The 23,795-nt window shown below is 66.7% G+C and carries 20 protein-coding genes and 3 tRNA genes; 16 read left to right on the forward strand and 7 right to left on the reverse strand.

Features of this window, described 5'->3' with window-relative positions; all coding sequences use genetic code 11:
* Window positions 1-137 precede the first annotated feature (137 nt).
* Entirely contained in the window at window positions 138-911 is a 774-nt protein-coding gene (locus ABSH63_RS14775) for a hypothetical protein (RefSeq protein ID WP_352890747.1), read from the forward strand.
* 100 nt (window positions 912-1,011) lie between these two features.
* Here ABSH63_RS14775 and ABSH63_RS14780 read toward each other — a convergent pair whose 3' ends face one another.
* Window positions 1,012-2,094 (reverse strand): IS630 family transposase, encoded by a 1,083-nt coding sequence (locus ABSH63_RS14780; protein ID WP_352890749.1) that lies wholly within the window; start codon window positions 2,092-2,094, stop codon window positions 1,012-1,014.
* Window positions 2,095-2,218: 124 nt separating this feature from the next.
* On the opposite strand from ABSH63_RS14780, the gene cas3g reads away from it, so the two are divergent.
* The 5 genes from cas3g to csb2 are packed head-to-tail and all read left to right on the forward strand — an operon-like array spanning window position 2,219 to window position 9,017.
* Window positions 2,219-5,023, forward strand: coding sequence for a type I-G CRISPR-associated helicase/endonuclease Cas3g (gene cas3g / locus ABSH63_RS14785; RefSeq protein ID WP_352890751.1), 2,805 nt, complete (start codon window positions 2,219-2,221; stop codon window positions 5,021-5,023).
* The gene (locus tag ABSH63_RS14790; protein ID WP_352890753.1) at window positions 5,020-5,979 is read left to right on the forward strand and encodes a hypothetical protein; all 960 of its coding nucleotides are present in this window, start codon (window positions 5,020-5,022) and stop codon (window positions 5,977-5,979) included. The genes cas3g and ABSH63_RS14790 overlap by 4 nt, the downstream gene beginning before the upstream one ends.
* On the forward strand, window positions 5,972-7,258 hold the full coding sequence (cas7g, locus tag ABSH63_RS14795) for a type I-G CRISPR-associated RAMP protein Csb1/Cas7g (protein WP_352890755.1): 1,287 nt from the start codon (window positions 5,972-5,974) through the stop codon (window positions 7,256-7,258). The genes ABSH63_RS14790 and cas7g overlap by 8 nt, the downstream gene beginning before the upstream one ends.
* Window positions 7,255-7,434 carry a hypothetical protein gene (locus ABSH63_RS14800; RefSeq protein WP_352890757.1) on the forward strand — a complete coding sequence of 60 codons (180 nt, stop codon included), beginning with the start codon at window positions 7,255-7,257 and terminating at the stop codon, window positions 7,432-7,434. Before cas7g ends, ABSH63_RS14800 begins: the two co-directional genes overlap by 4 nt.
* Window positions 7,434-9,017 carry a type I-G CRISPR-associated protein Csb2 gene (csb2, locus tag ABSH63_RS14805; protein WP_352890759.1) on the forward strand — a complete coding sequence of 528 codons (1,584 nt, stop codon included), beginning with the start codon at window positions 7,434-7,436 and terminating at the stop codon, window positions 9,015-9,017. Before ABSH63_RS14800 ends, csb2 begins: the two co-directional genes overlap by 1 nt.
* Before the next feature lie 286 nt (window positions 9,018-9,303).
* On the opposite strand, the gene ABSH63_RS14810 is transcribed toward csb2, so the two are convergent.
* From ABSH63_RS14810 to katG, 3 genes are all read right to left on the reverse strand, one after another.
* A tRNA-Asn gene (locus tag ABSH63_RS14810) sits at window positions 9,304-9,379 on the reverse strand.
* A 60-nt stretch (window positions 9,380-9,439) separates the two neighbouring features.
* A complete protein-coding gene (locus ABSH63_RS14815; protein ID WP_352890761.1) occupies window positions 9,440-10,624 on the reverse strand; it encodes a pyridoxal phosphate-dependent aminotransferase in 1,185 nt (394 codons plus the stop codon).
* Between the two features lie 117 nt (window positions 10,625-10,741).
* Window positions 10,742-12,964 (reverse strand): catalase/peroxidase HPI, encoded by a 2,223-nt coding sequence (gene katG / locus ABSH63_RS14820; protein ID WP_352890763.1) that lies wholly within the window; start codon window positions 12,962-12,964, stop codon window positions 10,742-10,744.
* Window positions 12,965-13,199: 235 nt separating this feature from the next.
* Here katG and uvrB point away from each other — a divergent pair, with 235 nt between their 5' ends.
* Window positions 13,200-15,227 carry an excinuclease ABC subunit UvrB gene (gene uvrB, locus ABSH63_RS14825; protein WP_352890765.1) on the forward strand — a complete coding sequence of 676 codons (2,028 nt, stop codon included), beginning with the start codon at window positions 13,200-13,202 and terminating at the stop codon, window positions 15,225-15,227.
* A 322-nt stretch (window positions 15,228-15,549) separates the two neighbouring features.
* Here uvrB and ABSH63_RS14830 read toward each other — a convergent pair whose 3' ends face one another.
* Window positions 15,550-17,184, reverse strand: a complete 1,635-nt coding sequence (locus ABSH63_RS14830; RefSeq protein ID WP_352890767.1) for a 3-(methylthio)propionyl-CoA ligase — start codon at window positions 17,182-17,184, stop codon at window positions 15,550-15,552.
* A gap of 93 nt (window positions 17,185-17,277) precedes the next feature.
* Between ABSH63_RS14830 and ABSH63_RS14835 the strand changes: the two genes are divergently transcribed.
* The 4 genes from ABSH63_RS14835 to ABSH63_RS14850 all read left to right on the forward strand — a co-directional run bounded on the left by ABSH63_RS14835 (window position 17,278) and on the right by ABSH63_RS14850 (window position 19,220).
* The gene (locus ABSH63_RS14835; RefSeq protein ID WP_352890769.1) at window positions 17,278-17,727 is read left to right on the forward strand and encodes an acyl-CoA thioesterase; all 450 of its coding nucleotides are present in this window, start codon (window positions 17,278-17,280) and stop codon (window positions 17,725-17,727) included.
* Complete coding sequence (locus ABSH63_RS14840; protein ID WP_352890770.1) at window positions 17,724-18,851, forward strand: zinc-dependent alcohol dehydrogenase family protein; 1,128 nt, start codon at window positions 17,724-17,726, stop codon at window positions 18,849-18,851. Before ABSH63_RS14835 ends, ABSH63_RS14840 begins: the two co-directional genes overlap by 4 nt.
* A 60-nt stretch (window positions 18,852-18,911) precedes the next feature.
* Complete coding sequence (locus tag ABSH63_RS14845; protein ID WP_352890772.1) at window positions 18,912-19,070, forward strand: hypothetical protein; 159 nt, start codon at window positions 18,912-18,914, stop codon at window positions 19,068-19,070.
* Window positions 19,071-19,144: 74 nt separating this feature from the next.
* Window positions 19,145-19,220 (forward strand) — tRNA-Glu (locus ABSH63_RS14850).
* A 28-nt stretch (window positions 19,221-19,248) separates the two neighbouring features.
* On the opposite strand, the gene ABSH63_RS14855 is transcribed toward ABSH63_RS14850, so the two are convergent.
* The gene (locus tag ABSH63_RS14855; protein WP_352890774.1) at window positions 19,249-19,371 is read right to left on the reverse strand and encodes a hypothetical protein; all 123 of its coding nucleotides are present in this window, start codon (window positions 19,369-19,371) and stop codon (window positions 19,249-19,251) included.
* 20 nt (window positions 19,372-19,391) lie between these two features.
* Here ABSH63_RS14855 and ABSH63_RS14860 point away from each other — a divergent pair, with 20 nt between their 5' ends.
* The 5 genes from ABSH63_RS14860 to ABSH63_RS14880 all read left to right on the forward strand — a co-directional run bounded on the left by ABSH63_RS14860 (window position 19,392) and on the right by ABSH63_RS14880 (window position 23,156).
* The gene (locus ABSH63_RS14860; protein WP_352890776.1) at window positions 19,392-20,489 is read left to right on the forward strand and encodes a hypothetical protein; all 1,098 of its coding nucleotides are present in this window, start codon (window positions 19,392-19,394) and stop codon (window positions 20,487-20,489) included.
* 95 nt (window positions 20,490-20,584) lie between these two features.
* Window positions 20,585-21,244, forward strand: coding sequence for a 50S ribosomal protein L25/general stress protein Ctc (locus ABSH63_RS14865; RefSeq protein ID WP_352890778.1), 660 nt, complete (start codon window positions 20,585-20,587; stop codon window positions 21,242-21,244).
* A gap of 87 nt (window positions 21,245-21,331) precedes the next feature.
* Window positions 21,332-21,919 carry an aminoacyl-tRNA hydrolase gene (gene pth / locus ABSH63_RS14870; RefSeq protein ID WP_352890780.1) on the forward strand — a complete coding sequence of 196 codons (588 nt, stop codon included), beginning with the start codon at window positions 21,332-21,334 and terminating at the stop codon, window positions 21,917-21,919.
* 11 nt (window positions 21,920-21,930) lie between these two features.
* The gene (gene ychF, locus ABSH63_RS14875; RefSeq protein ID WP_352890782.1) at window positions 21,931-23,025 is read left to right on the forward strand and encodes a redox-regulated ATPase YchF; all 1,095 of its coding nucleotides are present in this window, start codon (window positions 21,931-21,933) and stop codon (window positions 23,023-23,025) included.
* Window positions 23,026-23,079: 54 nt separating this feature from the next.
* Window positions 23,080-23,156 (forward strand) — tRNA-Met (locus ABSH63_RS14880).
* A gap of 83 nt (window positions 23,157-23,239) precedes the next feature.
* Here ABSH63_RS14880 and ABSH63_RS14885 read toward each other — a convergent pair.
* Window positions 23,240-23,737 carry an AMP-binding enzyme gene (locus tag ABSH63_RS14885; protein WP_352890784.1) on the reverse strand — a complete coding sequence of 166 codons (498 nt, stop codon included), beginning with the start codon at window positions 23,735-23,737 and terminating at the stop codon, window positions 23,240-23,242.
* Window positions 23,738-23,795: the final 58 nt, after the last annotated feature.

Here is a 23,795-nt window from a genome sequence, read left to right on the forward strand (position 1 = left end):
ATGGGGCCGCTGGGTCATGTCCCACCCGCGGAGTTCGAGGCAAACTACCATCGTCAACGCGCTGGTCAGGCCGCAACCGTCTGACTTAAACCAACTGGCCTCCGCGAAACCCGGGGCGATTCAGCCCGCCGGCCGAGATGAGCGTGTCGGTGCACGCGGAGATCGACGAGTGCCCACGTCGCTGGGCGCTAAGCGCCGCCGCGTACCCGGAGCTCTGGAGCGGGCGCGGGTATCCACAGAAGCTCCAGTTGGCGACATTGGCAGGGAGCGTCGTTCACCTGGCGCTCGAGGTCATCACGAAGCAGCTGACGCAAGCAGGGGTGCCTTCCTTGAACCACCCGCTCGCCACGCAGGTGCTGAAGGAGCTGGGTGGGTACACGCGCGTCGTGGAGGAGTGCGTCGAGCGCATCCTGCGTCGCTTCGACGACAACCCGCGCGCGCTCCCGATCGTGGAGCAGGCTCGGCGAATGCTTCGCGGGCAAGTCCCCACGCTCCGCGCACGCGTGCAATCGATGCTCGCACGACTGCGCTTGCCGAAGGCGGCGCTGGCCGCGCGGCCTCCCGAAGCACGCCCGGCTACTGAAACGTGTCGCTATTGCGGCGTGCGCCAGCTCTGCGACGCCTACTGGGCGGGGGCCGCGCAGGCGATCTCGGAGGACGGCTGCTTCGGAGACATCGAGCTGAAGATCACCGGTCGTCACGGTCCGACGAACTGGGACGCGGTGGTCGCGCGCGCGCATATTCTGCCAGCGAAGACGCCCGCGCTGCTGCGGTTGCAGCAAGCTGACGAGTTCACAACGGGCACGCTGGTGCGCGTTCTCGACGGTGCGCTCGCGCGCGATCCCGAGGACGACAGCGCGCCCGCCATCATTACGCTCAGCGCGCGTAGCGAGGCGTACCGTGTGGAATAGGAGGGGCCGGATGGGCCGGGTACTGCGCCTTTTTCCGGTCGCCTCACCCTGGTACGATCGAACGCCTATGCGCTCGACGTGCCCTCACGATGTCGCACCGCTAGTGTGGTGTTCCGTTTAAAACTTTACATAGGCGTTCGAGCTTGGCGAAGATCGAATCGGCAGTGGCGGTCCATCGGAACGGCTTGGGATGGTGGTTGTAGTGCTTGACGAATGTTTCGATTTTTCGCTTCAGGTGCGCGACCGACTCGAAGGAGCCACGGCGAATGGTCTGGTTGGTGATCAACGCGAACCAGCGCTCGACTTGATTGAGCCAGGAGCTGTACGTGGGCGTGAAGTGCACATGGAAGCGTGGACGCCTAGCCAGCCAGGCTTTGACCTTGGCGTGCTTGTGGGTGCCGTAGTTGTCGCAGATCAGATGGACATCGAGATGCGCCGGGACGTTGGCCTCGATGTGGCGCAGGGACGACAGGAACTCCTGATGGCGGTGGCGCGGCTTGCACTGAGTCAGGACGCTGCCATTGGCCACATCAAGAGCAGCAAACAGAGTCGTCGTGCCATGACGCACGTAGTCGTGGGTGACACCTTCGACGTAGCCCAGCCCCATCGGCAGCATCGGCTGGGTGCGTTCGAGCGCCTGAACCTGGCTCTTTTCATCCACGCACAGCACCAGCGCATGGTCAGGCGGATTCAGATACAACCCGACGATATCCCGCACCTTCTCGACGAAGAACGGGTCGGTCGACAGCTTGAAGCTCTTGACGCGATGCGGCTGCAGCCCGAACAGCGTCATGTAGCGACGGACCGTCGTCACCGACAAGCCCGTGGCGGTCGCCAGCGATCGGCGCGACCACTGGGTCTTCCCGGGAGGCTTGCGCTTGATCGCAGTCTTGATCAGCTGGGCTACCTGTTTGTCGCTGGTCGAGCGCGGCCGTCCGGGCTTGAGTTCGTTATGCAGTCCCGCAATGCCACGCTCTCGAAAACGGGTACGCCACAGCGTCACAGTTGGTCGGCTCGTGCGGTAGCGACGGGCCACTGCGCTGTTGCTCTCGCCATCTGCCATTCGCAGGATCATCTGCGCACGACGCGCCAACGCCGCCGGCAAAGCCTGCGAGCGCGCCATCGCTTCGAGTTGCGCACGATCCTGCGCGCTGACCACCAAAGGCTTCGCCGGTCTTCCCATCAGGGTCTGCTCCCTGCGCCAAGATTAATCCTTGGACAGCGTCCATAATGGAAAGTTACATACGGAACACCACACTAGCATCATGGGCTCGGCGTGGTGCGTGGGGCATCCCGGAATGAGCTCCGTGACGGCCACGCCGACGGCGACGAGCGAACAGTCCGCAGATCAGGACGCGGGACTCCTCGCCTTCGAGGCGTTCGACACCCTGTACCGGGCGCTCACCGGTCACGACGGTGCATGCCGCTGGCAACACCGACTCTTCACGGACCTCGAAGCGGGTCGCTTCCCGACCGACGTCGAGCTCGCCACTGGTATCGGAAAGACCTCGATCATCGCGCTCTGGGTCTTGGCGCTGGGCCGTGCGCTCGCGCGCCAGTCGACCGCCGTTCCTCGTCGCCTCGCGTACGTCGTGGATCGACGCGTGGTCGTCGATGAGGCCTCGGAGTTCGCGGAAGGGGTACGGAAGCGCCTCGAATTGGCGGCCGAGGACGAGGGGCACGCGCTCCATGAGATCGCGACGACGTTGAAGGACGCGGGCTGCACCTCCTCGGTCGTCGAGGTGTCCACGCTGCGCGGGCAGCGCGCGCTCGACACCCGCTGGCGCGACGACCCGACGCGCCCGGCGATCATCGTCGGCACGGTCGACATGATCGGCTCTCGCCTGCTCTTCAGCGCCTACGGCCGTGTGGGCCCTTGGGGCCGCGCGCTGGAGGCGGGACTCACCGGGCAAGACTGCTTGCTGGTCCTCGACGAGGCTCACCTCTGCGCGCCCTTCGCCACGACGCTCACCGCGATTGAACGCCGCGTCGGCACGCTCGCTCCGTTCGCAGTCGTGAGGATGGGCGCCACGATGGAGCCCGTTCGAGACCTGCTCCGGCGAACGCCCGGACTGCCCGAGGAGCCGACCACGCGACGTGTCTTCCAGCTGCTCGACGTCGACACCGTCATCGACGGGCACACCTGGCCGAAGGAGACCGACGACGAAAAGGTGAGCAAGCGTCTCAACGCCAAGAAGAAGATCGAGGTCGAGGCGCTGGACCCCGACAAAGGTGTCGGTGCTCAGCTCGCGGCGTGGGCCATCGCAAAGTCGAAAGCCGACCCGGGGGCGGTCATCGGCATCGTGGTGAACACCGTCCCCGAGGTTCGGAAATGCGCTGCTGCGCTTCGCGCGGGCGGCGTACCTGACGGGCAGGTCGTGACGCTCACGGGCAGCATGCGCGGCTATGATCGCGATACTGTCGTGGAGTCCGACAAGTACGCGCGCTTCAAGAGCCAGCGCGATCGCACAGTGGTCTTCGACGCGCCGATCTTCCTCGTCGCGACCTCCTGCGTCGAGGTTGGCGCGGACATCGACTGCGATCACCTCGGCGTCGAGGCCTGCGCCGCCGACAGCCTCATCCAGCGGCTTGGTCGCGTGAACCGGCTCGGTTTGAGCATTCGGGAAGTCACGGTGAGGGTAGTTGGCAACGAGGACGCGAACGGACCGGCCGGCAAGGTGTTTGAGCGCTTGCAAGCGCTCGTGGCTGATGGAAAGGAACTTCTGGGTTCACCGGGGACGTTCCCTGCATGTCTGCAAGATGGGCTCAGCGACGAGGAGAAGCGCGGTCTTTTCGATGTGCGCGTCCCTCCTCCGGCCCTGACCAATGCCGTGCTCGACGACCTCGCGATGACCTCGGAGCATCCGAACGCCGGGGCTCGCCCGGATGTCGGCCGCTGGCTCCACGGCAGCGTCGAAGATTCCTCGCTCTACGTAGAGCTGGCGTGGCGCGCGGAGCTCGATCGCGTGACCAAGCCCGACGACGCCGAGCGCATTGTTGCGGCGTTCCCGATCGGCGCGCGTGAGACGGCGCGGTGTCCGCTCTACGAGGCCGTCGAACTGCTCAAGGCGGTTCGTGGTCGAGCCGTCGAAGACGACGCTCTCGGGGCGCGCTTCCTGCTCATCACGCGCTACGGTGAGACCAAGCCGTTCCGCCTTCGCGAGCTCCCCACTGACGACGACAGCAAGCTTCGCGCGGCCCTTCACGACGCCACGGTGGTGCTGCCGACCAGCGCCGGGGGCTACGACGGCCAGTTTGTGAACCCCGCGACGACGCAACCGGTGAGTGACATTGCGGAGCAGGCGCAGCCGACGAGCCGCGCGCAGCGTCGTCGGCTCTGGATCGATTCCGGGAAGGTCACGACGGCCTCGGCGAACGACGGTGAACCGCAACAGATCGAGTCCGACACCGACGCCGAGGATCTTTTGAGCGAGGTTAGAGGGGTCGCCGATAAGTTGCTCGGCGGTGGCTGGCGGCTCGTCGAGTCGGCAGGGTCCGGAACGCGCGGCGTGGTCGTGGCTCGTAAAGACGGCCGTGCGCTCGAAGATGCCGAGCACGACGACGGCTCGCTCGGCTTCCAGAAGGACGTTCTGCTCACCCAGCACCTGGGCGACGCGCGCACCAGGGCGACGGAGCTGTGCCGGCGGCTGTCGCTGCCCACGGTACTGCGCGACACCGTCATCGAGGCCGCTGGCCAGCACGACCTCGGCAAGGACCGCCCGTGGTGGCAGCGCGCCGTGGGCCGCATCGAGAAGCCTGCGGTCGCGAAGTCGGACCGCTCGCGCTTCGATTACCAGATCAACCGAGGCTACCGCCACGAGCTGGGCTCTGTTGCAGACCTCGGCGATGGCAAGGTGAGCTTGCCTGATGTGGTCGACCGCGAGTTGTGCCTTCACCTCGTAGCTGCCCACCACGGGCACGCACGTCCCGGCTTTCCCGGCGAGGCGATCGGGCTAGTCGCCACCGATGGCGCAAGGCGCGTCCTCAGCGAAACACCGGTGCGCTTCGCGAAGCTCCAGGCCCAGTACGGATGGTGGTCGCTCGCGTGGCTCGAGGCGTTGGTGAAGGCTGCCGACGTGCTGGCCTCGCGCGACGAGGAGGAATCGCCATGACGACCATCCAGCTCGTCATCGATGCCCGCAACCCCGGCGAGGTACTCGCCGTCTGTGGTCTCCTCGAAGTGCTCAGCCGCTACGACGCGAACGCGACGTCGGCGTGGCGGCGAGCGACAGGCGTGCTGCCGTCGTTGCCATCTGCGGCTGCCGATGTGTGCGAAGTTTACGCTGACGTCGACGAGGCAGCCGTCGCCGTGGAGCTGGCGAACCATCTCGGCTCCATGGACGCCTGGAAGGCGGTCACCCAGAAGGGCCGCGTGCCCTTGGCGGAGGCGAAAGGTGATTGGTGCGGCGGCCTCGAGCTCGCGCTGCCCGAGAAGCCGGTGGTCGTTGTCGACCACTGGTACGAGCGAGCGACTGTCTCGCGAGGTAAGATCGAGAAGCTAGGTCCAAAAGATAAGAGCCGCTGGAAGTTCTGGGCAGGCAACCAAGAAGGAATCGTGACGCTCGTTTCCGACCTGATCGAGGCAGCGAGCTCGCTCGGGGAACCGCAGACGCTCCGAGAAATCCTGACGTTCGTTTCGCCAGGAAGCAGCCGCCTCAACCTCGATGCTGCAACCACGCGCTCGTCGCTCGATCGCGGCATCAGTGCGAACGACGCGGCCAAGAATGGCGTGACCTCGCCGGGGCGACCTGCACTGGAGCTGCTGGCAGCGATCGGGCTTTCGTCGTTCTTCCCTCCGCGCCGCGAAGGCAAAAACGCCCCCCACGGCGTCGTCGGCGTGCGGAAGCGGGTCTTCAGCTACTGCACCTGGAACGGGCACCTGCCACTGGCGCTCGCGCGAATGGCCGCGCGAGGCGTGGAGGTCACGCCCTCCGAGCTGGTGAAGCGCGAAGCCATCATCGGCATGATGGGACAATACGGATACTTGCAGCTTGCTCGTCCAGCTGGAATCGCCACGCTGGACTCTGGTAACGAAGACGAGAGCGATGACGAGGACAGCGATGAGTGACAACACGATCCTGACGGAGTACGATGATCTTCTCAATGACGACGCTGATGTCGCCGCCATTGTGATGCGCGAGCGCCTTCGCCCGGTTCAGGGTGCGCGCGGCGTTTTCTTCCCGCCTACGTTCGCCGCCACCGGGCGGGGCAAGAGCGACTACCAGATCGATCGCTTCGGCCCGCGCGCCGACGATCCCGAGGGCGCGCAGAAGGACGGCGTTATCGCGAATCGCTGCACGGTCGACTCGGTCCCCTCGCAGGCGAACCGGCTCGAGGCCCGGTTGCTCAAATACTCGGGCAAATACATCCCGAAAGTCACCATCAGGGGCAGCCGCGTGGGCCAGCGTTTGATCGACTTGCTCGAGGTCGGCCACCGCGTGGGCGATGCCGTCGTCCGCTACAGCAAAGACGGTGACAAGGACGGCTTCGAACCGTTCGAGACTGCGCTCAAAGCCTACGTCAAGGGCGACGCCGCTCCGCTCGCGAAGCTCGCACCGACGTCGCTCGTGTTCGGGCACTGGGACAGCCGCGACTCGGCCAAGAAGTCGACCAAGTCGAAGGCGCGGCGCCTCATCCGCAGCGAGATCGTCGCCTTCAACGTGCAGAAGGTCACGAAGCGCAGCCAGTACTGGTCGAGCATCGATCCCGAGGTGAGCCAGGAGCTGGAGCAAATCCTCAAGGAGGCGAAGGAGGCGGCTACGGAAGACCCGAACACCAAGAACTCCGCGTCGCAGCTCGGCATGACCGACGTGCCGGTGCCCGAGTCTCCCGGCGGCGTGATCGCCTTTGGACCCATCGAGCGCACCACCATCATCGCGCTGTCGGGTCTGCGCGCGCTCGCGACCTTCAAGGCCGCGACCGCTGCTGGCGTGGTCGAGATCGACGCAGTCAAGAGCCTGGCTCTGCGCCGATACCTGTTCGCGCTGGCGCTGGCGTCGGCGGCGGACCACGGCGTGTGGGACCTTCGGGAGGGTTGCATCCTCGTGCGCGAGAGCAAGACAGAGAACGGGGAGACCGTCGCCGATCCGACTGCCTTCACCGCCGTGACGGTGAAGTATTCGGGCGATGAGACCGCGTTTTATCTTCCGGCGAAGGATGTTGCCACGACGTATCTCGAAGCAGCAGCCAGAGCGTTCTTCGGAGAGAAGGAGATCAATGGGACCAAGGCGCTGGCCCTCCCGGCCCCGATCGTGCTCGCGTTCGATCCAAGTGGCGCGAATGCCGCTGTCAGCAAGAAGGGAGGGAACAACTCGGGCGAGCTGAAGAGGGGAAGGAGGACGTCGTGACAGCGCTCATTGGATTGCCGCGGTACGCGGGCAAGAAGTCGGAGCTCGAGAAGAAGAACGAGTTGAAGAAACTCTGGGAGAAAGCCCAGTCGAAGAGTTGTAATGCACCCGTCACGAGCGAGGCGTCGACCGACGCCGAGGACAGCGCGACGGGCGACGACGACGCGGAGTCCTGATGCCTCTTGCGATCCGCGTTCAGTTCCTGGCCGGATACTCCGGCCGTGAGTGGCCGCCGAGCCCGGCGCGCCTCTTCAAGGCACTCGTGGCTTCCGCGCGTTCTGGCTGGGCGCAGAGCAACCGCAAGGCAATCGACGACTCTCTGCGCGTGCTAGAGCAGCAAGGCCGGATCGAGAATACGAAGCTCCCCGAGATTGTCACGCCTCACGCAAAGCAACGCCCGGCACGTCAACGCCGGTTCATACCCAACAACTCGAAAAACTGGCCGTCCGAGCGGAAGTTCAACCCCGTAAAGGGCATCGACCTCGACGAAGAGCCGCTGGCTGGCTGGGAAGTCGGCTGGGACGGCAAGGCGGAACGCCACGTCGCGGACATCGAGATGCCGCACACCGTCTGGTACTGGTGGCCGGACGTCGACGCCTCGCATGTGCCCATCATCCGCGATGTGGCACGGCGTGTTCCCAGCGTCGGCAAGGGCGAAGACCTAGCTATACTCGATGCCACCGATGCGAAGCCACCTGATGGCGCCGTGCGCTGGCAGCCTGCGTCGACCGGTGCTTCGCTGGAGGTGCCCGAAGCTGGGTGTCTCGACGTGTGCGACGCCCTCTTCGCTCGGGACCGCAACGAGCTGCCCCTGTCTGCCGCGGGAGTGCGAGCCGTGACGTACGCATCGGATACTCGCGCTGCTGACCGTGATGTTCCGACCTTCGTGCTCGGCCTCTGGCGCAACGGCAAGCGCTGCTCGTGGGACGCGCGCTTGCTTCGGCAGGTCGTCGGGCCCGTGCGACACCTGCTCGATGAAGTCCGTGCCGAGGTCGTGGACATGCTCGCGAGAGGCCCGAGCGACCGACCCGCGATGGAGGCGCTCGTTCGCCGTGTGCTCGTGGGGCACGACGAGAGCGACAAGCCCGTCTCCGAGCCGCACCTCGCGGTCCTGCCGCTGCCGAGCGTTCTCGGCCCGTACCCGGATGGTCGCGTGCGTCGCATCGCCCTGGCGGATTTCGGCGGCGGCGATGACCCGACCAGGCGTGCGATCGTGGAAATGGCGCAGGTGCTCCTCCACGGCCGCGAGCTACGCGACAACGGGCGGGGCACCGGTGTTATCCTCGACACGGAGCCCGATGGGCAGTGGCTGCGAGCCATCACAAAGCGCTCGCGCACCTGGGTCACGGTGACCCCGCTCGTACAGCAGGCCAAGGAACTGACGAGAGACGAGTGGAAACGCCTCATCGAGGCGCGACGCAACGTTAAAAATGAGCCCGCGAAGGCCGCTGCCCGCGAGCTACACCTCCAGAAGCGACGTCGTGAGCTGGTCGAGCGCAGCGTCCGTCAAGCCATCGCAGGTAGGGAGGCAAGTATCGAGTCCATCGAGGTCGTGGCTGGTGGACCGCTCGCTGGCGTTCACATCGCGAAGCACTACCGCGCCAACGGCTACCTCGGTGAGACGCCCAAGCTACACGTGCGCGTGACCTTCGATCGACCTGTTGCGGGGCCGATCGCTATCGGCCGAGGGCGGCATGTTGGCTTCGGCGTCCTGTGGCCCGTCGACGCGATGGCTGTTCACGTTGGCGTGGCCAGTTAACCGTCAGCGCCTCCGTCCCGCCCGAAGGCCCTCCGCTGTTAACCGCTCTCGGCTTCTCTCTCCCCGCGGGCCAGAAGAGAGAGCACGAACGCCGTCCGGAGCGCCCTCGCAGCGCGCTCCTTCACGCCCGCGGCGCTCCTTGTGCCAGCGCCGTCCCAGCGCACGCGACGCTCGGCGACGCGCAAACCCTCGGGAAACCAGGGGAAGAAAAGGCAGCGGCCCCGAGGATCGCTCCTGGGGCCGCTGTTGAACGACGCCTCCCGCGAAGTTCGCGAGGAGGAAGAAATGGCTCCGCGAGTTGGACTCGAACCAACGACCCGCTGATTAACAGTCAGCTGCTCTACCGACTGAGCTATCGCGGAAGCGCTTGAGGGACGCGAATTGTAGTGATCTGATCCCAGAGGCGCAACGTCGCCGGCCTTTCAGCCGGCGACGAGGGCCTTGATGCGCTCGACGCTGCCCTTGAGCACCTGGTCCGAGGTGGCGAAAGACAGACGCAGGTGGCCGGGCGTGCCGAAGGCGGAGCCGGGCACGACGGCGACGAGAGCCTTGTCGAGCAAGAGGTCGGACAGCTCCAGGTCGGTCTTGCAGCCGAGCCTGGCCATCAGGCCTTCGACGTTCGGGAACACGTAGAAGGTGCCGTCGCCCTTGAGGCAGCGCACGCCAGGGATGCCGTTGAGCGCATCCACCAGCGCGTCGTGACGCGCCTTGAACGCGGCGACCATCTCGGTGACGCAGCCTTGATCGCCGTTGAGGGCGGCCTCGGCGGCGTATTGAGCGATCGAGGTCGGGTTGGATGTGGACTGCGACTGGATGTCGCCCATCGCGTTGATGATCTTCGCCGGGCCGCAGGCCCAGCCCAGGCGCCAGCCGGTCATCGAGTAGGTCTTGGAGACCGCGTGGATGATCACGGTGCGGTCATACAGCGCCGGGCAGGCATTGACGATGTTGCTGTAGGGATCGACGCTCCACAGGATCTTCTCGTACATGTCGTCGCTGGCGATGACGACCTGCGGATGCTTGAGCAGCACCTCCCCCAGTGCGGCCAGCTCGGCCCGGGTGTAAGCCATGCCGGACGGATTGGACGGTGAGTTCAGCCACAGCAGCTTGCTGCGTGGGGTGATCGCCGCTTCGAGCTGCGCCGGGGTGATCTTGAAGCGCGCCTCGGCGGTGGTCTCGATGAAGACCGGCTTGCCGCCGGCGAGCAGGACCATGTCCGGGTAGCTGACCCAGTACGGCGCCGGGATGATCGCCTCGTCGCCGTCGTCGAGCAGCGCCTGACACAGGTTGTAGCAGGCCTGCTTGCCGCCGACCGAGGCGATGACCTGCTTGGGGCTGTACTCCAGCCCGTTGTCGCGCTTCATCTTGGCGATGATGGCCTGCTTGAGGCTGGGTGTGCCGGTCGCCGGCGTGTACTTGGTCTTGCCTTCGTCGAGCGCCTTGCGCGCGGCGTCCTTGATGTGCTCCGGCGTGTCGAAGTCCGGCTCACCGGCGCCCAAGGAGAGGACGTCCAGCCCTTTGGCCTTGAGTTCGGCGGCCTTGGCGGTGACGGCGAGGGTCGGCGAGGGCTTGATGCGGCCGACGCGCTGGGCGAGCGAGAGTTCCACGGTGGTCCCGTCTTTGGGGTGAACAAATGGGGCGGGATGATACTGGAAGTGCGGCCGGCCGGGCACGAAAAAAGCGGCGCCCGGTGCGATCCGGGCGCCGCGCACCGATGCGCCGCTTCAGGTCAGGTCGAAGCGGTCCGCGTTCATCACCTTGTTCCAGGCCTTGACGAAGTCCTCGACGAATTTACGCTTGGCGTCGTCGGCGGCGTAGAACTCGGCCACCGCGCGCAGCTCGGAGTTGGCGCCGAAGATCAGGTCCACCGGCGTCGCCGTCCACTTGAGCTTGCCGGTCTTGCGGTCACGGCCTTCGTACAAGCCCTCGCTGCCCGCGGCCTTCTGCCACTCGGTGGACATGTCGACGAGGTTGACGAAGAAGTCGTTGCTGAGCTGGCCCGGTCGATCGGTGAACACGCCGTGCTTGCTGCCGCCGGTGTTGGCGCCGAGCACGCGCATGCCGCCGACCAGCACGGTCATTTCCGGCACGGTGAGGTTGAGCAGCGCGGCGCGCTCGACCAGGGCCTCGGCCGGCGGCAGCGGGTGGTCCTTGGCGAGGTAGTTGCGGAAACCGTCCGCCGTGGGTTCGAGGTAAGCGAAGGACTCGACGTCGGTCATCTCCTGCGTGGCGTCGGTGCGGCCCGGCGCGAACGGCACCGTGATCGCATGGCCCGCATCCGCCGCGGCCTTCTCGATGGCGGCGACACCGCCGAGCACGATCACGTCCGCCAGCGAGACGCGCTTGCCGCCACGCGCCGATTTGTTGAAGCGCTGCTGGATGCCTTCGAGCTTGGCCAGCACCTTGGCGAGCTCCTTGGGCTGGTTGACCGGCCAGTCTTTCTGCGGCGCAAGACGCACGCGCGCGCCGTTGGCACCGCCGCGCATGTCGGTATCGCGGAAGGTCGAGGCCGAGGCCCAGGCGGTGCGCACCAGTTCGGGCACCGTGAGTCCAGAGGCGAGGATGTCCTTCTTCAGCTTGGCGATGTCCTGCTCATCGATCAGCGGGTGATCGACCGGCGGCACCGGGTCCTGCCAGATGAAGGTTTCCTTGGGCACCATCGAGCCGCGATAGCGCGAGACCGGCCCCATGTCGCGATGCGTGAGCTTGAACCAGGCGCGCGCGAAAGCCGTCTCGAACTCGGCCGGATTTTCGAGCCAGCGCTGGGTGATCTTGCGGTAGGCCGGGTCTTCCTTGAGCGCGAGATCGGTCGTGAACATGATCGGCGTGTGGCGCTTGGACGGATCGTGCGCGTCCGGCACCAGGTTCGCGCCCGCACCGTCCTTGGGCACCCATTGCGTGGCGCCGGCCGGGCTCTTGGTCTGCACCCACTCGAAGCCGTAAAGGTTCTGCAGGTAGTTGTGCGTCCACTGCGCCGGGCTCACCGTCCACGCGCCTTCGAGTCCGCTGGTGACGGTGTCGGCGCCCTTGCCGCTGCCGCACCGGCTCATCCAGCCGAGCCCCTGGTGTTCGATGCTCGCCGCTTCGGGTTCCGCACCGACGCATTCCTCCGGCTTGTGCGCGCCATGCGCCTTGCCGAACGTGTGCCCGCCGGCGATCAGGGCCGCGGTCTCTTCGTCGTTCATGTTCATCCGGCCGAAAGCCTGGCGGATGTCATGGGCGGCGGCCAGCGGGTCTGGATTGCCGTTCGGGCCTTCCGGATTGACGTAGATCAGGCCCATCTGCGTCGCGCCGAAGGGCTTGGCCAGTTCGCGCTTGCCAGTGTGACGCTCGTCGGCGAGCCACTTCGTTTCAGGGCCCCAGTCGACGATCTCGGGCTGCCAGCCGTCCTCACGGCCGCCGGCGAAGCCGAGGATCTTGAACCCCATGTCCTCCATCGCGACCGTGCCGGCGAGCACCATCAGGTCGGACCAGGACAACGCCGCGCCATACTTCTGCTTGATTGGCAGCAAGAGGCGCTGGGCCTTGTCGAGATTGGCGTTGTCGGGCCAGCTGTTGAGCGGGGCGAAGCGCTGCATCGCGCCGTCGGCGCCGCCGCGGCCGTCGATCGCGCGGTAGGTCCCGGCGCTGTGCCAGGCCATGCGGATGAAGAAAGGGCCGTAATGGCCGAAATCCGCCGGCCACCAGTCCTGCGAGGTGCGCATCAACTGCACCAGATCCTTCTTCACCGCGGCGAGGTCCAGCTTCGAGAAGGCCTCGGCGTAATCGAAGTCGGGATCCAGCGGACTGCCCGCCTGGGCGTTATGGCGCAAGGGCGACAAATCCAGGCGATTCGGCCACCAGTAGTCGTTGTCGGGGCCGGCTTTGACGCCGGCTGCGGCGAACGACGTCAGCGACGCTGCGCCCAGGGCGCAGGCCGCGAGCATCGAATGCAGTGTCTTGCTCATCGAGGTCTCCGGTTGGGGTGGGTCCTACCCATCTATTCACGGACACCGCCGGCGCTGCGGCGAGGTCCAGCGCCACCTTAGAACCGTGTGCTCGATCGGTCCAATTCATTATCGTCAGCGACGCGATAGCGACTCGCTATCCAGTGATCGGCCAGGCGGCACCGGCCCGCGGTCAGCCCACGATGCGGGTTAAGCTGTCCGCGCCATGCAGGAAACCCCACGCGATGCCCTTCCGATGCGGCGCCTCCGACGCCGTGAGGACCACGCCTTTCGCCTCTGCGCCGACTGGCCGCCCGCCGGCGACCAGCCGGCGGCGATCGCAGCGCTGGTCCAAGGCCTGCGCGACGGCCTGACCCATCAAACGCTGCTGGGCGTGACCGGTTCGGGCAAGACCTTCGCCATCGCCAACGTGATCCAAGCGGTGCAGCGTCCGGCGCTGGTGATGGCGCCGAACAAGACGCTGGCGGCGCAGCTCTACGGCGAGTTCCGCGAGTTCTTCCCGGACAACGCGGTCGAGTACTTCGTCTCCTACTACGACTACTACCAGCCCGAGGCCTACGTACCGAGCACCGACACCTACATCGAAAAAGACAGCTCGGTGAACGAGCACATCGAGCAGATGCGCCTGTCGGCGACCAAGGCATTGATGACGCGGCGCGACGCGATCATCGTCGCCTCAGTGTCGGCGATCTACGGCCTCGGCGATCCCGAGAGCTATTTCTCGATGGTGCTGCACCTGGTGCGTGGCGAGCGCATCCATCAGCGCGAGCTGATCCGCCAGCTCACGGCGATGCAGTACACCCGCAACGAGGTCGCGATCGAGCGCGGCACCTACCGCGTGCGCGGCGAGATCATCGACATCCACCCGGCGGAATCCGACACCGACGCGGTGCGCGTCGAACTGTTCGACGACGAGATCGAGTCGCTGTCGCTGTTCGATCCACTCACCGGCGAGGTCAAGCAGAAGCTGCCGCGCGTGACCGTGTTCCCCAAGACCCATTACGTGACGCCGCGCGAGAGAATACTCGGCGTGCTGGACGAGATTCGCGAAGAGTTGCGCGCGCGGGTGAAGTACTTCCAGTCCGTCGGCAAGCTCCTGGAGGCGCAGCGCATCGAGCAGCGCACGCTGTTCGACCTGGAGATGATCCAGGAGATCGGCTACTGCAACGGCATCGAAAACTACTCGCGGTACCTGTCCGGGCGCCGCCCGGGCGAGCCGCCGCCCTGCCTGCTCGACTACCTGCCGCCGGATGCGATCGTCGTGCTCGACGAGTCGCACGTCACCGTGCCCCAGCTCGGCGCGATGTACAAAGGCGACCGCAACCGCAAAGAGACCCTGGTCGAATACGGCTTTCGGCTGCCGTCGGCCCTCGACAACCGGCCGCTGCGCTTCGAGGAGTTCGAGCGCATCGTGCCGCAGGTGATTTTCGTCTCGGCGACGCCTGGGGATTACGAGAAGCAAAAGTCCGCCGGCGCCATCGTCGAACAACTGGTGCGGCCCACTGGCCTGGTCGACCCCGAAGTCGAGGTGCGGCCGGCCGCGACGCAGGTGGACGACCTGCTCGGCGAGGTTCGCCTGCGCAGCCAGAGGAACGAGCGCGTGCTGGTCACGGTGCTGACCAAGCGCATGGCCGAGGATCTGACCGACTACCTGCACGAGAACGGCGTCAAGGTACGCTACATGCACTCCGACGTGGACACCGTCGAACGCGCCGAGATCATCCGCGACCTGCGCCTGGGCCTGTTCGACGTGCTGGTCGGCATCAACCTCCTGCGCGAGGGCCTGGACATCCCCGAAGTCTCGCTGGTCGCGATCTTGGACGCCGACAAGGAAGGCTTTCTGCGCTCGGAGCGTTCGCTGATCCAGACCATCGGCCGTGCGGCGCGCCATCTCGACGGCAAGGCGATCTTGTATGCCGACCAGATCACCGACTCGATGCGCCGCGCGCTGGATGAGACCAACCGCCGTCGCGATAAGCAGCTCGCGTTCAACGCCGCGCACGGCATCACGCCAAAGGGTGTGCACAAGCGCGTGCAGGACGTCATGCGCTACGGCTACGAGGACGTCTCCGGCAAGGCGCTCCGATCGGCCGAGGTCAAGGCGCACGACGAGATCGTTCCGCCGGAACTGCTGGCGAAGAAGATCGCCAAGCTGGAAAAGGAAATGAAACAGCTCGCGCTGAATCTCGAATTCGAGGCCGCCGCGGCCAAGCGCGACGAGATCCGCCGGCTGCGCGAGCGAGCGCTGGTCGACGGCGCCTGACCGTCACCGTCGGGGTGCCGTCAGGGCTCGTCGGGGACGGCACGACCGGACGCGGGCGATCGCGACGGTGACGCGGCGACGATCCGCGACAGACGGCGCGCGCGAATCGGCACATCCTGACCTCACCGCGAAAACTCGCGCCCTCGCCGGAGCCGACCGATGACCGCACCGCGCCAGATGCCTCGCCTGGGCCAGCCGGGCAAATCCCGCGAATGCGCGCAGCGACGCGAGCCGCGCCTACCGGCACGATGCGCGCCGGTGGCGGCGCGCGGCCCCACGCTGGTTACCGCGCCGCCACGCGCCGCGGGCTGACGCGGCGCGCTCAGGCCGTCGGCAGCTTGTAGTCCTTGAACGACTCGCGCAGCCGCAGCTTGGAGATCTTGCCGGTCGCGGTCATCGGCAGCTCGTCGACGAACACCACGTCGTCCGGAATCCACCACTTGGCGACCTTGCCGGGATACAAGGCGAGCAGCTCGTCCTTGCTGACCTCCTGTCCCGGCTTTTTGACCACGACCAGCAGCGGGCGCTCGTCCCACTTGGGATGGTGCACGCCGATCACTGCGGCCTGGGCCACCGCCGGATGGGCGCAGGCGACGTTCTCCAGATCGATCGAACCGATCCACTCGCCGCCGGACTTGATCACGTCCTTGGAGCGGTCGGTGATCTGCAGATAGCCGTCCGGATCGAGCGTGCCGACGTCGCCCGTCGGGAACCAACCGTCGACGAGCGGGCTCTGGTCGAGCTTGTAGTAACGGTCGAGCACCCAGTAGCCCTTGACCAAGAGATCGCCAAAAGCCTTGCCGTCGTGTGGTAGCGGTTTGCCGTCGCCGTCGACGATTTTGAGCTGCACGCCGAACGGCGGCCGCCCCTGCTTGGTCTCGATCGCGAACTGCTCGTCCTTCGGCAAAGCGAGGTGCTTGCTCTTGAGCGTGTTGTAGGTGCCCAGCGGCGACAGCTCGGTCATCCCCCAGGCGTGGTGGATCTTGACGCCGTAGTCGTTCTCAAAGGTCTTCATCAGCGCCGGCGGACAGGCCGATCCACCGATCACGCAGCGCTTGACCGTCGACAGCTTGAGTCGGTTGGCCTGCAGGTACTGCAATAGGCCCTGCCACACGGTCGGCACACCGGCCGACATGGTGACCTTCTCGCTCTCGAACAGCTCGTGCAGGCTGGCGCCGTCGAGTGCCGCGCCCGGGAACACCAGTTTGGCGCCGACCATCGGCGCCGCGTAGGGAATCGACCAGGCGTTGACGTGGAACATCGGCACGACCGGCAGGATGCAGTCGCGTGACGAGACGTTGAACACGTCCGGCTGGCAGGCCACGAAGGTGTGCAACATCATCGATCGGTGCGAGTACAGCACGCCTTTGGGATTGCCGGTGGTGCCGGAGGTGTAGCACAGCGAACAGGCACTGCGTTCGTCGAACTCGGGCCATTCGTAGGCATCCGACTCCGCCGCGAGAAGGTCCTCGTAGCACAGCAGGTTCGGAATGTCGTGCCCGGGCAAGTGGGCGCGATCGGTCATCGCCACCCAGTGCTTGATCGTCTTGCACTTGGCCGCCAACGCCGCGACCAGCGGCGCGAACGTGAGGTCGAAGAACAGGATCCGATCCTCGGCGTCGCCGGCGATCCACGCGATCTGCTCCGGGAACAGCCGCGGATTGATCGTGTGCATAACCGCGCCCATGCCGGACACGGCGTAGTACAGCTCGAAGTGGCGATAGCCGTTCCAGGCCAGCGTCGCCACGCGCATGCCGGGCTCGACACCGAGCTTGCCGAGCGCATTGGCGAGCCGGCGGCTGCGCGCGGCGGCGTCGGCATACGTGTAGCGATGGATGCCCCCCTCGACGGTGCGCGACACGATCTCGGTGTCGCCGTGATAACGGTCGGCATGCTGCAGCAGTGCCGATACCAAGAGCGGGGCGTCCATCATCTGGCCCGGGAGCGGGGTCGCCATCGTCGTTCTCCTCGAATGTGATGCGAGATATGCCCGCGCGGGCGAGCATGACGTACTACACTGCGTGGCACTCGTCCGGACCGAGAGCGACGCGTGAGCGGCAAACCCAGCAGATCGGACTATCCGTACTTCCAGCGCATCACCACGCGCTGGAAAGACAATGATGTCTACGGCCACGTCAACAACGTGGAGTATTACAGCTACTTCGATACGGTAATCAACACCCTGCTGATCCGCGAGGCCGGCCTCGACATCCACGCCGGAAGCGTGATCGGCCTGTGCGCCGAGTCGCACTGCCGCTTCATGGATTCGCTGGCGTTTCCCGATGCGGTCGACGCCGGTCTGCGCGTCGCACACCTGGGCAATTCCTCGGTGCGTTACGAAATCGGCCTGTTCCGCGAGCACAGCCCGACGGCCGCCGCCGAAGGCTGGTTCGTGCATGTCTTCGTCGATCGCGCAACACGACGGCCGACACCCCTGCCCGGCCCGATGCGCAACGCACTGCAAAGGCTGCTGGTTCCTGCCACGGAGAACGCCTCATGAAAGTCCGCGCCGCCGTGCTGCGCGAAATGGGTCTGCCGGCGCCGTATGCGCAGTCGCAGCCCTTGCGGATCGACGACGTGACGCTCGACGGCCCCGGTCCGGGCGAGCTCTTGGTGCGCGTGCGCGCGGCCGGCCTGTGCCACTCGGACCTCTCGGTCATCGACGGCTCGCGGCCGCGGGTGATGCCGATGGTGCTCGGCCACGAGGCCGCCGGCGAGGTCGTCGAGACCGGGCCGGACACGCCGGGCTTCGTGCCGGGCGATGCCGTGGTCTTTGCCTTCGTGCCGAGCTGCGGCCATTGCGACTACTGCGCCGACGGCCGCGCGGCGCTGTGCGAGCCCGGCGCCAAGGCCAACCTCGCCGGCACACTGCTGTCGGGCGCGCGCCGCTGGCACGGCGCGGACGGCACCCCACTCCACCACCATCTGGGCGTTTCTGGCTTCGCCGAGTACACCGTGGTCTCGGCGCGCTCGGCGGTGCGCATCGACCGCGAACTGCCGCCGCAGATCGCCGCGCTGTTTGGCTGCGCGGTGATGACCGGCGTCGGCAGCGTGATCAACACCGCGCGCGTCGCCCCCGGCGAGAGCGTCGCGATCTTCGGCATGGGCGGTGTGGGCCTCGCGGCGCTGCTCGGCGCCCTGGCCGCCGGCGCCGAGCCGATCGTCGCCGTCGACGTGCTGCCGGCCAAGCTCGAACTCGCGCGCAGCCTCGGCGCCACCCACACCGTGCTCGCCGGCGCGGACACCGTGAACGAGGTCCGCCAAGCGACCCGCGGCGGCGCGGCGTACGCGATCGAGACCGCGGGCGTCGAGATCGCGCTCGCCCAGGCCTACGCGGCGACGCGCCGCGGCGGCACCACCGTCACCGTGGGCCTGCCGCATCCGCAGAAGCAGTTCGCGATCTCGGCGGTGAGCCTGGTTGCCGAGGAACGCACGGTGAAAGGCTCGTACATGGGCTCGGCCGTGCCCTCGCGCGACCTGCCGCGCTTCATCGCCTTGTACCGCGCCGGCCGCCTGCCGGTGGATCGCCTGCTCACGCAGACACTCGAGCTCGACGACATCAACGCCGGCTTCGACCGGCTGGCCCGCGGCGAAGCGGTGCGTCAGGTCGTGCTGTTCGACTAAAGTAGAGTGCAGGCCCAACAATCGGGTGTCAGGCGACGCACGAGCATCCGAGCCGGGGAAATGACGACCTTGCTCGACGGTGAGCCGCTGCTCTGCTTGCAGGGCATGAGCGCACACTCCGGCATCGCCGCTATCGACGAAGACAGCGATCACATCGATCCTCGCGCGACACTCCGTCGACGGGACACGATGGGGGATGGAGCGTCCCTTCTCGAATGAACGGGTTGAATCGCCGCGTCGGCGCGCCGATAATACGCGCCCTTTGGCCGCACCGGCCGAGCTGTGGTCACCGCGCTCCCATCGTCTAGAGGCCTAGGACGGAGCCCTCTCAAGGCTTAAACCCGGGTTCGAATCCCGGTGGGAGCGCCATCTTTCTTGCGACCGCTCGGCGCGGTCCTCACCGACGTCCGATTTCGTTCACGAGAAAATCGTCGAATCCCGTCTGGCGCGCCATCGTCCCGATCCGCGGCTGGATGATCGCCGCGCCGTATGGTGCGGTGCGGTCCGACGTGGTCGACATGGGATAATGGCGGACTGCTCATGCACGCCATCCTGCTCCTGGCCACGCTCGCTGCGCTGTTGTCCGCGCCGCTGTGGTACCTGCTCGCGCGCCGCCGGCTCGCGCTGCTGTCGTTCCTCGACGGCTTCGTGCTGGTGAGCATCAGCGGCCTGGTGCTGCTCGACGTGCTGCCCGAGGCCTTCGCCGACGGCGGGTGGTGGAGTTTGGGCTTTCTCGCGCTCGGCCTGCTCGGCCCCACCGTGCTCGAACACGGCCTTGCACGCGCACGCCGCGGCGCGCATCTGGCCGCCCTGGGGCTGGCCATCGTCGGCCTGGTGCTGCACAGCGTCGGCGACGGCGCCGCGCTGGTCGCCGAGGATGCGCACACGCACGGCGCGCTGGGTCTGGCGATCGCGATCCACAGCGTGCCGGTCGGCCTCGTCGTCTGGTGGCTGCTGTATCCGGTGTTCGGCGCTTGGCTGCCGGCGCTGGCACTGCTGGCGATGTGCGCGGGCACCGCCACCGGTTACCTGCTGGGCGTCGGCGTCGCCGCCCTGCTCGGCAACGCGGGCTGGGCCTGGTTCCAGGCCCTGATCGCCGGGTCGATCCTGCACGTGATCTTCGGCCGGCCACACTTGGACGAGGACACGGCACATCACCATTCTCTTCCCCCGTACGAGGGCCTGGGCAATCTGGCCGCGCTCGCCACCTTGGGGCTGCTGGCGTTGGCCCACGGCGGCGACCAGGGCGCCTCGCCGCTGGCGCGCGGCGCCGTACAGCTCGCGCTGGTCGCCGCACCGCCGCTGCTGCTCGCGCATGCGTTGGTCGGCATCGTCACCGCCGCCGGCCTGCGGCCGGGCCACGATCCCGGCCGCGGCTGGCACCGTGTGCTCTCGGGCCTGCGCACCGCCTGCATCGACGCGGTCGATCGCAGCGCGGCCTGGGCGCTGTGCGGCCTGGGCCTTGGCATGCTGCTGCTAGGCCGGGAGCTGGACGCGTCGGCGAAGGTCGATGCCGGCTGGCTGCAATGGACCAGCCTCGGCGGACTGATCCTGCTTTACGTCTATGCCTTACTGCGCCGCGGCGGCCGCGCCTGGCTGCTCGACCTGCTCGGCCGGCGGCCGCAGGCCGGATCCTGAGTGCACGAAACGCGGCCGTCCGTGGCCGATTCTGTATAATCCCCGCCCCCATCGCCTGGTCGCGGGCGATGGTTTTCCTTTTTACGGAGTGTCCGATGAGAGAAAATTTTGTCGTCATCGCCGAGAACCGCGCCGACCAGGGCAAGGGTGCGAGCCGCCGCCTGCGTCGCGCGGGGAAGATCCCGGCCATTGTCTACGGCGGCGATCAGCCACCCGTGGCGATCAGCGTTTCCGCCAATGAGATGGGCAAACACCTGAAGGTCGAGGCCTTCTACTCGCACCTGCTCACCTTGAAGCTCGACGGCACCGAGCAGCAGGTGGTGCTCAAGGACCTGCAGCGCCATCCGGTCAGCGGCGACCCCACGCACGCCGACTTCCAGCGCGTGCAGGCCGACAAGGTCCTGCGCATGCACGTGCCGCTGCACTTCAAGGGCGAGAACGTGGCGCCGGGCGTCAAGACCGGAGGCGGCATCGTCGAGCATCACCTCAACCAGGTCGAGGTCGAGTGCCTACCCAAGGATCTGCCGGAGTACATCGAGGTGGACCTGTCGAACCTGCAGGTCAACGAATCGATCCATCTGTCCGCGCTGACGCTGCCGCAGGGCGTGGCACTGGTGGAACTCAAGCACGGCAACGACCAGTCCGTGGTCTCGATCCACCTGCCGCGCGCCGCGGTGGAAGATACGGCGGCGGCCACCGAGGCCGCGCCGACCGAGGCTGCGGCCGCCGAGCCGAAGAAGGACGAGAAGAAGTAAAGGTCGCTGCGCGATCCCGGCCCGTCCGGGCCCCGTGCCCGGGCGGGCCTTTTCATTGGTACCCACCGCGTCGTCCGCCTCATCGTCATGGCCCCGTCCAGCGAACTGCACGCCATCGTCGGCCTGGGCAATCCGGGCGACGAGTACGCGCGCACACGCCACAACGCCGGCTTCTGGTGTGTGGACAGGCTCGCCGAGCGCGCACGCGCGACGCTGCGACGCGAGGCGAAGTTTCACGGCGATCTGGGCCGCATCCGTTTGGGTGACGTCGAGGTATTACTGTTCAAGCCGGCCACCTTCATGAACCGCAGCGGTCAGGCGGTGCAGGCCTTGGCGCAGTTCTACAAGCTCACCCCCGACCGCCTGCTGATCGCGCACGACGAACTCGACCTGCCCGCCGGCACCGTGCGTCTGAAGCTCGGCGGCGGTCACGGCGGCCACAACGGCCTGCGCGACGTGCATCGTGCGCTCGGTCCGGACTACCGCCGCCTGCGCGTCGGCATCGGTCATCCCGGAGACAAGACCCTGGTACTGAACTACGTGCTCGGTCGGCCGAGCCGCGACGACGAGGCCACGATCCAGCGCGGCATCGACGCTGCGCTGGCGGCGCTCGACACCTGGCTGTCGCGCGGCTGGGAACGAGCGATCCATCAGCTTCACAGCAAGCCAGTCTGAAAGAGGACCCCATGGGCATCCAATGCGGCATCGTCGGCCTGCCGAACGTCGGCAAGTCCACCCTGTTCAACGCCCTGACCAAGGCACAGATCGCCGCCGAGAACTATCCGTTCTGCACGATCGACCCCAACGTCGGTGTCGTGCCGGTGCCCGATGTCCGACTCGATGCGCTGGCGGCGATCGCCAAACCGCAGCGCGTGCTGCCCGCCACGGTGGAGTTCGTCGACATCGCCGGGCTGGTGGCTGGCGCGAGCAAGGGCGAGGGTCTGGGCAACCAGTTTCTGTCGCACATCCGCGAGACCGACGCCATCGCCCACGTCACCCGCTGCTTCGACGACCCGGACGTGATCCACGTCGCCGGCTCCACCGACCCGATCCGCGACATCGAGATCATCAACACCGAGCTCGCGCTCGCCGACCTCGACACCGTCGGCAAAGCCGCCGAACGCGCCGCGCGCGCCGCCAAGACCGGCAACAAGGATGCGATCGCCAAGTTCGATCTCTTCAAGCGGGTGCAGGCGCATCTGGACGGCGGCAAGCCCGTGCGCGCGCTCGCACTCACGACCGATGAGCGCGCCGCACTGCGCGAGCTACACTTGATCACCGCCAAGCCGGCGCTGTACATCGCCAACGTCGATGAAGCGGGCCTTACCGCCGGCAACGACCACCTCGAGCGCGTGCGAGCCTACGCCGCCGCCGAGAACGCCCAGGTCGTCACCGTGTGCGCCGCGATCGAGGCCGAGATCGCCCAACTCGACGATGCCGACAAGGCCGCTTTTCTCGCCGACCTCGGCCTCGAAGAGCCGGGCCTGAACCGTGTGATCCGCGCGGCCTATACCCTGCTCGGCCTGCAGACCTACTTCACCGCCGGCCCGCAGGAGGTGCGCGCGTGGACGGTGAAAATCGGCGCGACCGCACCGCAGGCCGCCGGCGTGATCCACAGCGATTTCGAGAAAGGCTTCATCCGCGCCGAGGTCATCGCCTACGCCGACTACGTCGCCTACAAGGGTGAGGCCGGCGCCAAGGAAGCCGGAAAATGGCGGCTCGAAGGCAAGGACTACATCGTGCAGGACGGCGACGTCATGCATTTCCGCTTCAACGTCTGAGCCCCGGAGCCTTCACGAAACCCGCGGATTTCCTTACACTTCGCCCCCTTTCACGGTGACGTAGCTCAGACGGTTAGAGCGAGGGATTCATAACCCCTAGGTCGGCGGTTCGATTCCGCCCGTCACCACCAAATCCCGTCCAGCGACGGCCTTCCGAGCACAAAAAACCCTGCGCACGGCAGGGTTTTTTGTCGCCCTTTGATCGCGCGCAAGCTCACGCATGCTCAAGGCGCGCGCCGGCGAGGTGCTTGAGTTCGGTCAGTTTGACCTTGCCGTTGGCGGTGACCGGCATCTCCTCCTCGCTCAAGAAAAGGAATCGGCGCGGTACCTTGAAGCTGGCGAGGCGCTGCTTCAAAAACGCGCGCAGCTCGTCCTCGACGATACGCACGCCGTCGTGGACGACGATGCAGGCCACCGCCATCTCACCGAGCGTATCGTGCGGCACGCCGACCGTTTGGGTACGGCGCACTCCGGGAAACAGCGCGATCACCGCGTCGATCTCCTGCGGCGAGATGTTGGCGCCGCCGGTCTTGATGATCTCGGTGAGCCGGCCCTCCCAGTACAGACGGCCGATCTCGTCGACATAGCCGCCGTCGCCGGTGCGGTAATAGCCCTCGTGTCGCCTCCCCCTAAACTCGGTCCAAGGGTAACTGGAGGTCTCCGGGCAAACTACACGCCCCAGGAGGCTTTCAATGCGCAGGAGCAAATTCACTGAAACCCAGATCGTCCGGACGCTCAAAGCAGTCGAAGCCGGACGACAAGTCCGCGAT

This window comes from Sinimarinibacterium thermocellulolyticum, from assembly GCF_040327995.1.
GTDB lineage: Bacteria > Pseudomonadota > Gammaproteobacteria > Nevskiales > Nevskiaceae > Solimonas > Solimonas thermocellulolyticum.

Bases quoted from the DNA above. Each gene is read 5' to 3' on its own strand.
- ABSH63_RS14845 (WP_352890772.1), top strand. From the start codon at position 18,912: ATGACGACCTTGCTCGACGGTGAGCCGCTGCTCTGCTTGCAGGGCATG.
- katG (WP_352890763.1), bottom strand. From the start codon at position 12,964: ATGAGCAAGACACTGCATTCGATGCTCGCGGCCTGCGCCCTGGGCGCA.
- ABSH63_RS14780 (WP_352890749.1), bottom strand. From the start codon at position 2,094: ATGGGAAGACCGGCGAAGCCTTTGGTGGTCAGCGCGCAGGATCGTGCG.
- csb2 (WP_352890759.1), top strand. From the start codon at position 7,434: ATGCCTCTTGCGATCCGCGTTCAGTTCCTGGCCGGATACTCCGGCCGT.
- ABSH63_RS14840 (WP_352890770.1), top strand. From the start codon at position 17,724: ATGAAAGTCCGCGCCGCCGTGCTGCGCGAAATGGGTCTGCCGGCGCCG.
- ABSH63_RS14855 (WP_352890774.1), bottom strand. From the start codon at position 19,371: ATGTCGACCACGTCGGACCGCACCGCACCATACGGCGCGGCGATCATC.
- ychF (WP_352890782.1), top strand. From the start codon at position 21,931: ATGGGCATCCAATGCGGCATCGTCGGCCTGCCGAACGTCGGCAAGTCC.
- ABSH63_RS14865 (WP_352890778.1), top strand. From the start codon at position 20,585: ATGAGAGAAAATTTTGTCGTCATCGCCGAGAACCGCGCCGACCAGGGC.
- ABSH63_RS14860 (WP_352890776.1), top strand. From the start codon at position 19,392: ATGCACGCCATCCTGCTCCTGGCCACGCTCGCTGCGCTGTTGTCCGCG.
- ABSH63_RS14790 (WP_352890753.1), top strand. From the start codon at position 5,020: ATGACGACCATCCAGCTCGTCATCGATGCCCGCAACCCCGGCGAGGTA.
- cas7g (WP_352890755.1), top strand. From the start codon at position 5,972: ATGAGTGACAACACGATCCTGACGGAGTACGATGATCTTCTCAATGAC.
- ABSH63_RS14775 (WP_352890747.1), top strand. From the start codon at position 138: ATGAGCGTGTCGGTGCACGCGGAGATCGACGAGTGCCCACGTCGCTGG.
- uvrB (WP_352890765.1), top strand. From the start codon at position 13,200: ATGCGGCGCCTCCGACGCCGTGAGGACCACGCCTTTCGCCTCTGCGCC.
- ABSH63_RS14830 (WP_352890767.1), bottom strand. From the start codon at position 17,184: ATGGCGACCCCGCTCCCGGGCCAGATGATGGACGCCCCGCTCTTGGTA.
- pth (WP_352890780.1), top strand. From the start codon at position 21,332: ATGGCCCCGTCCAGCGAACTGCACGCCATCGTCGGCCTGGGCAATCCG.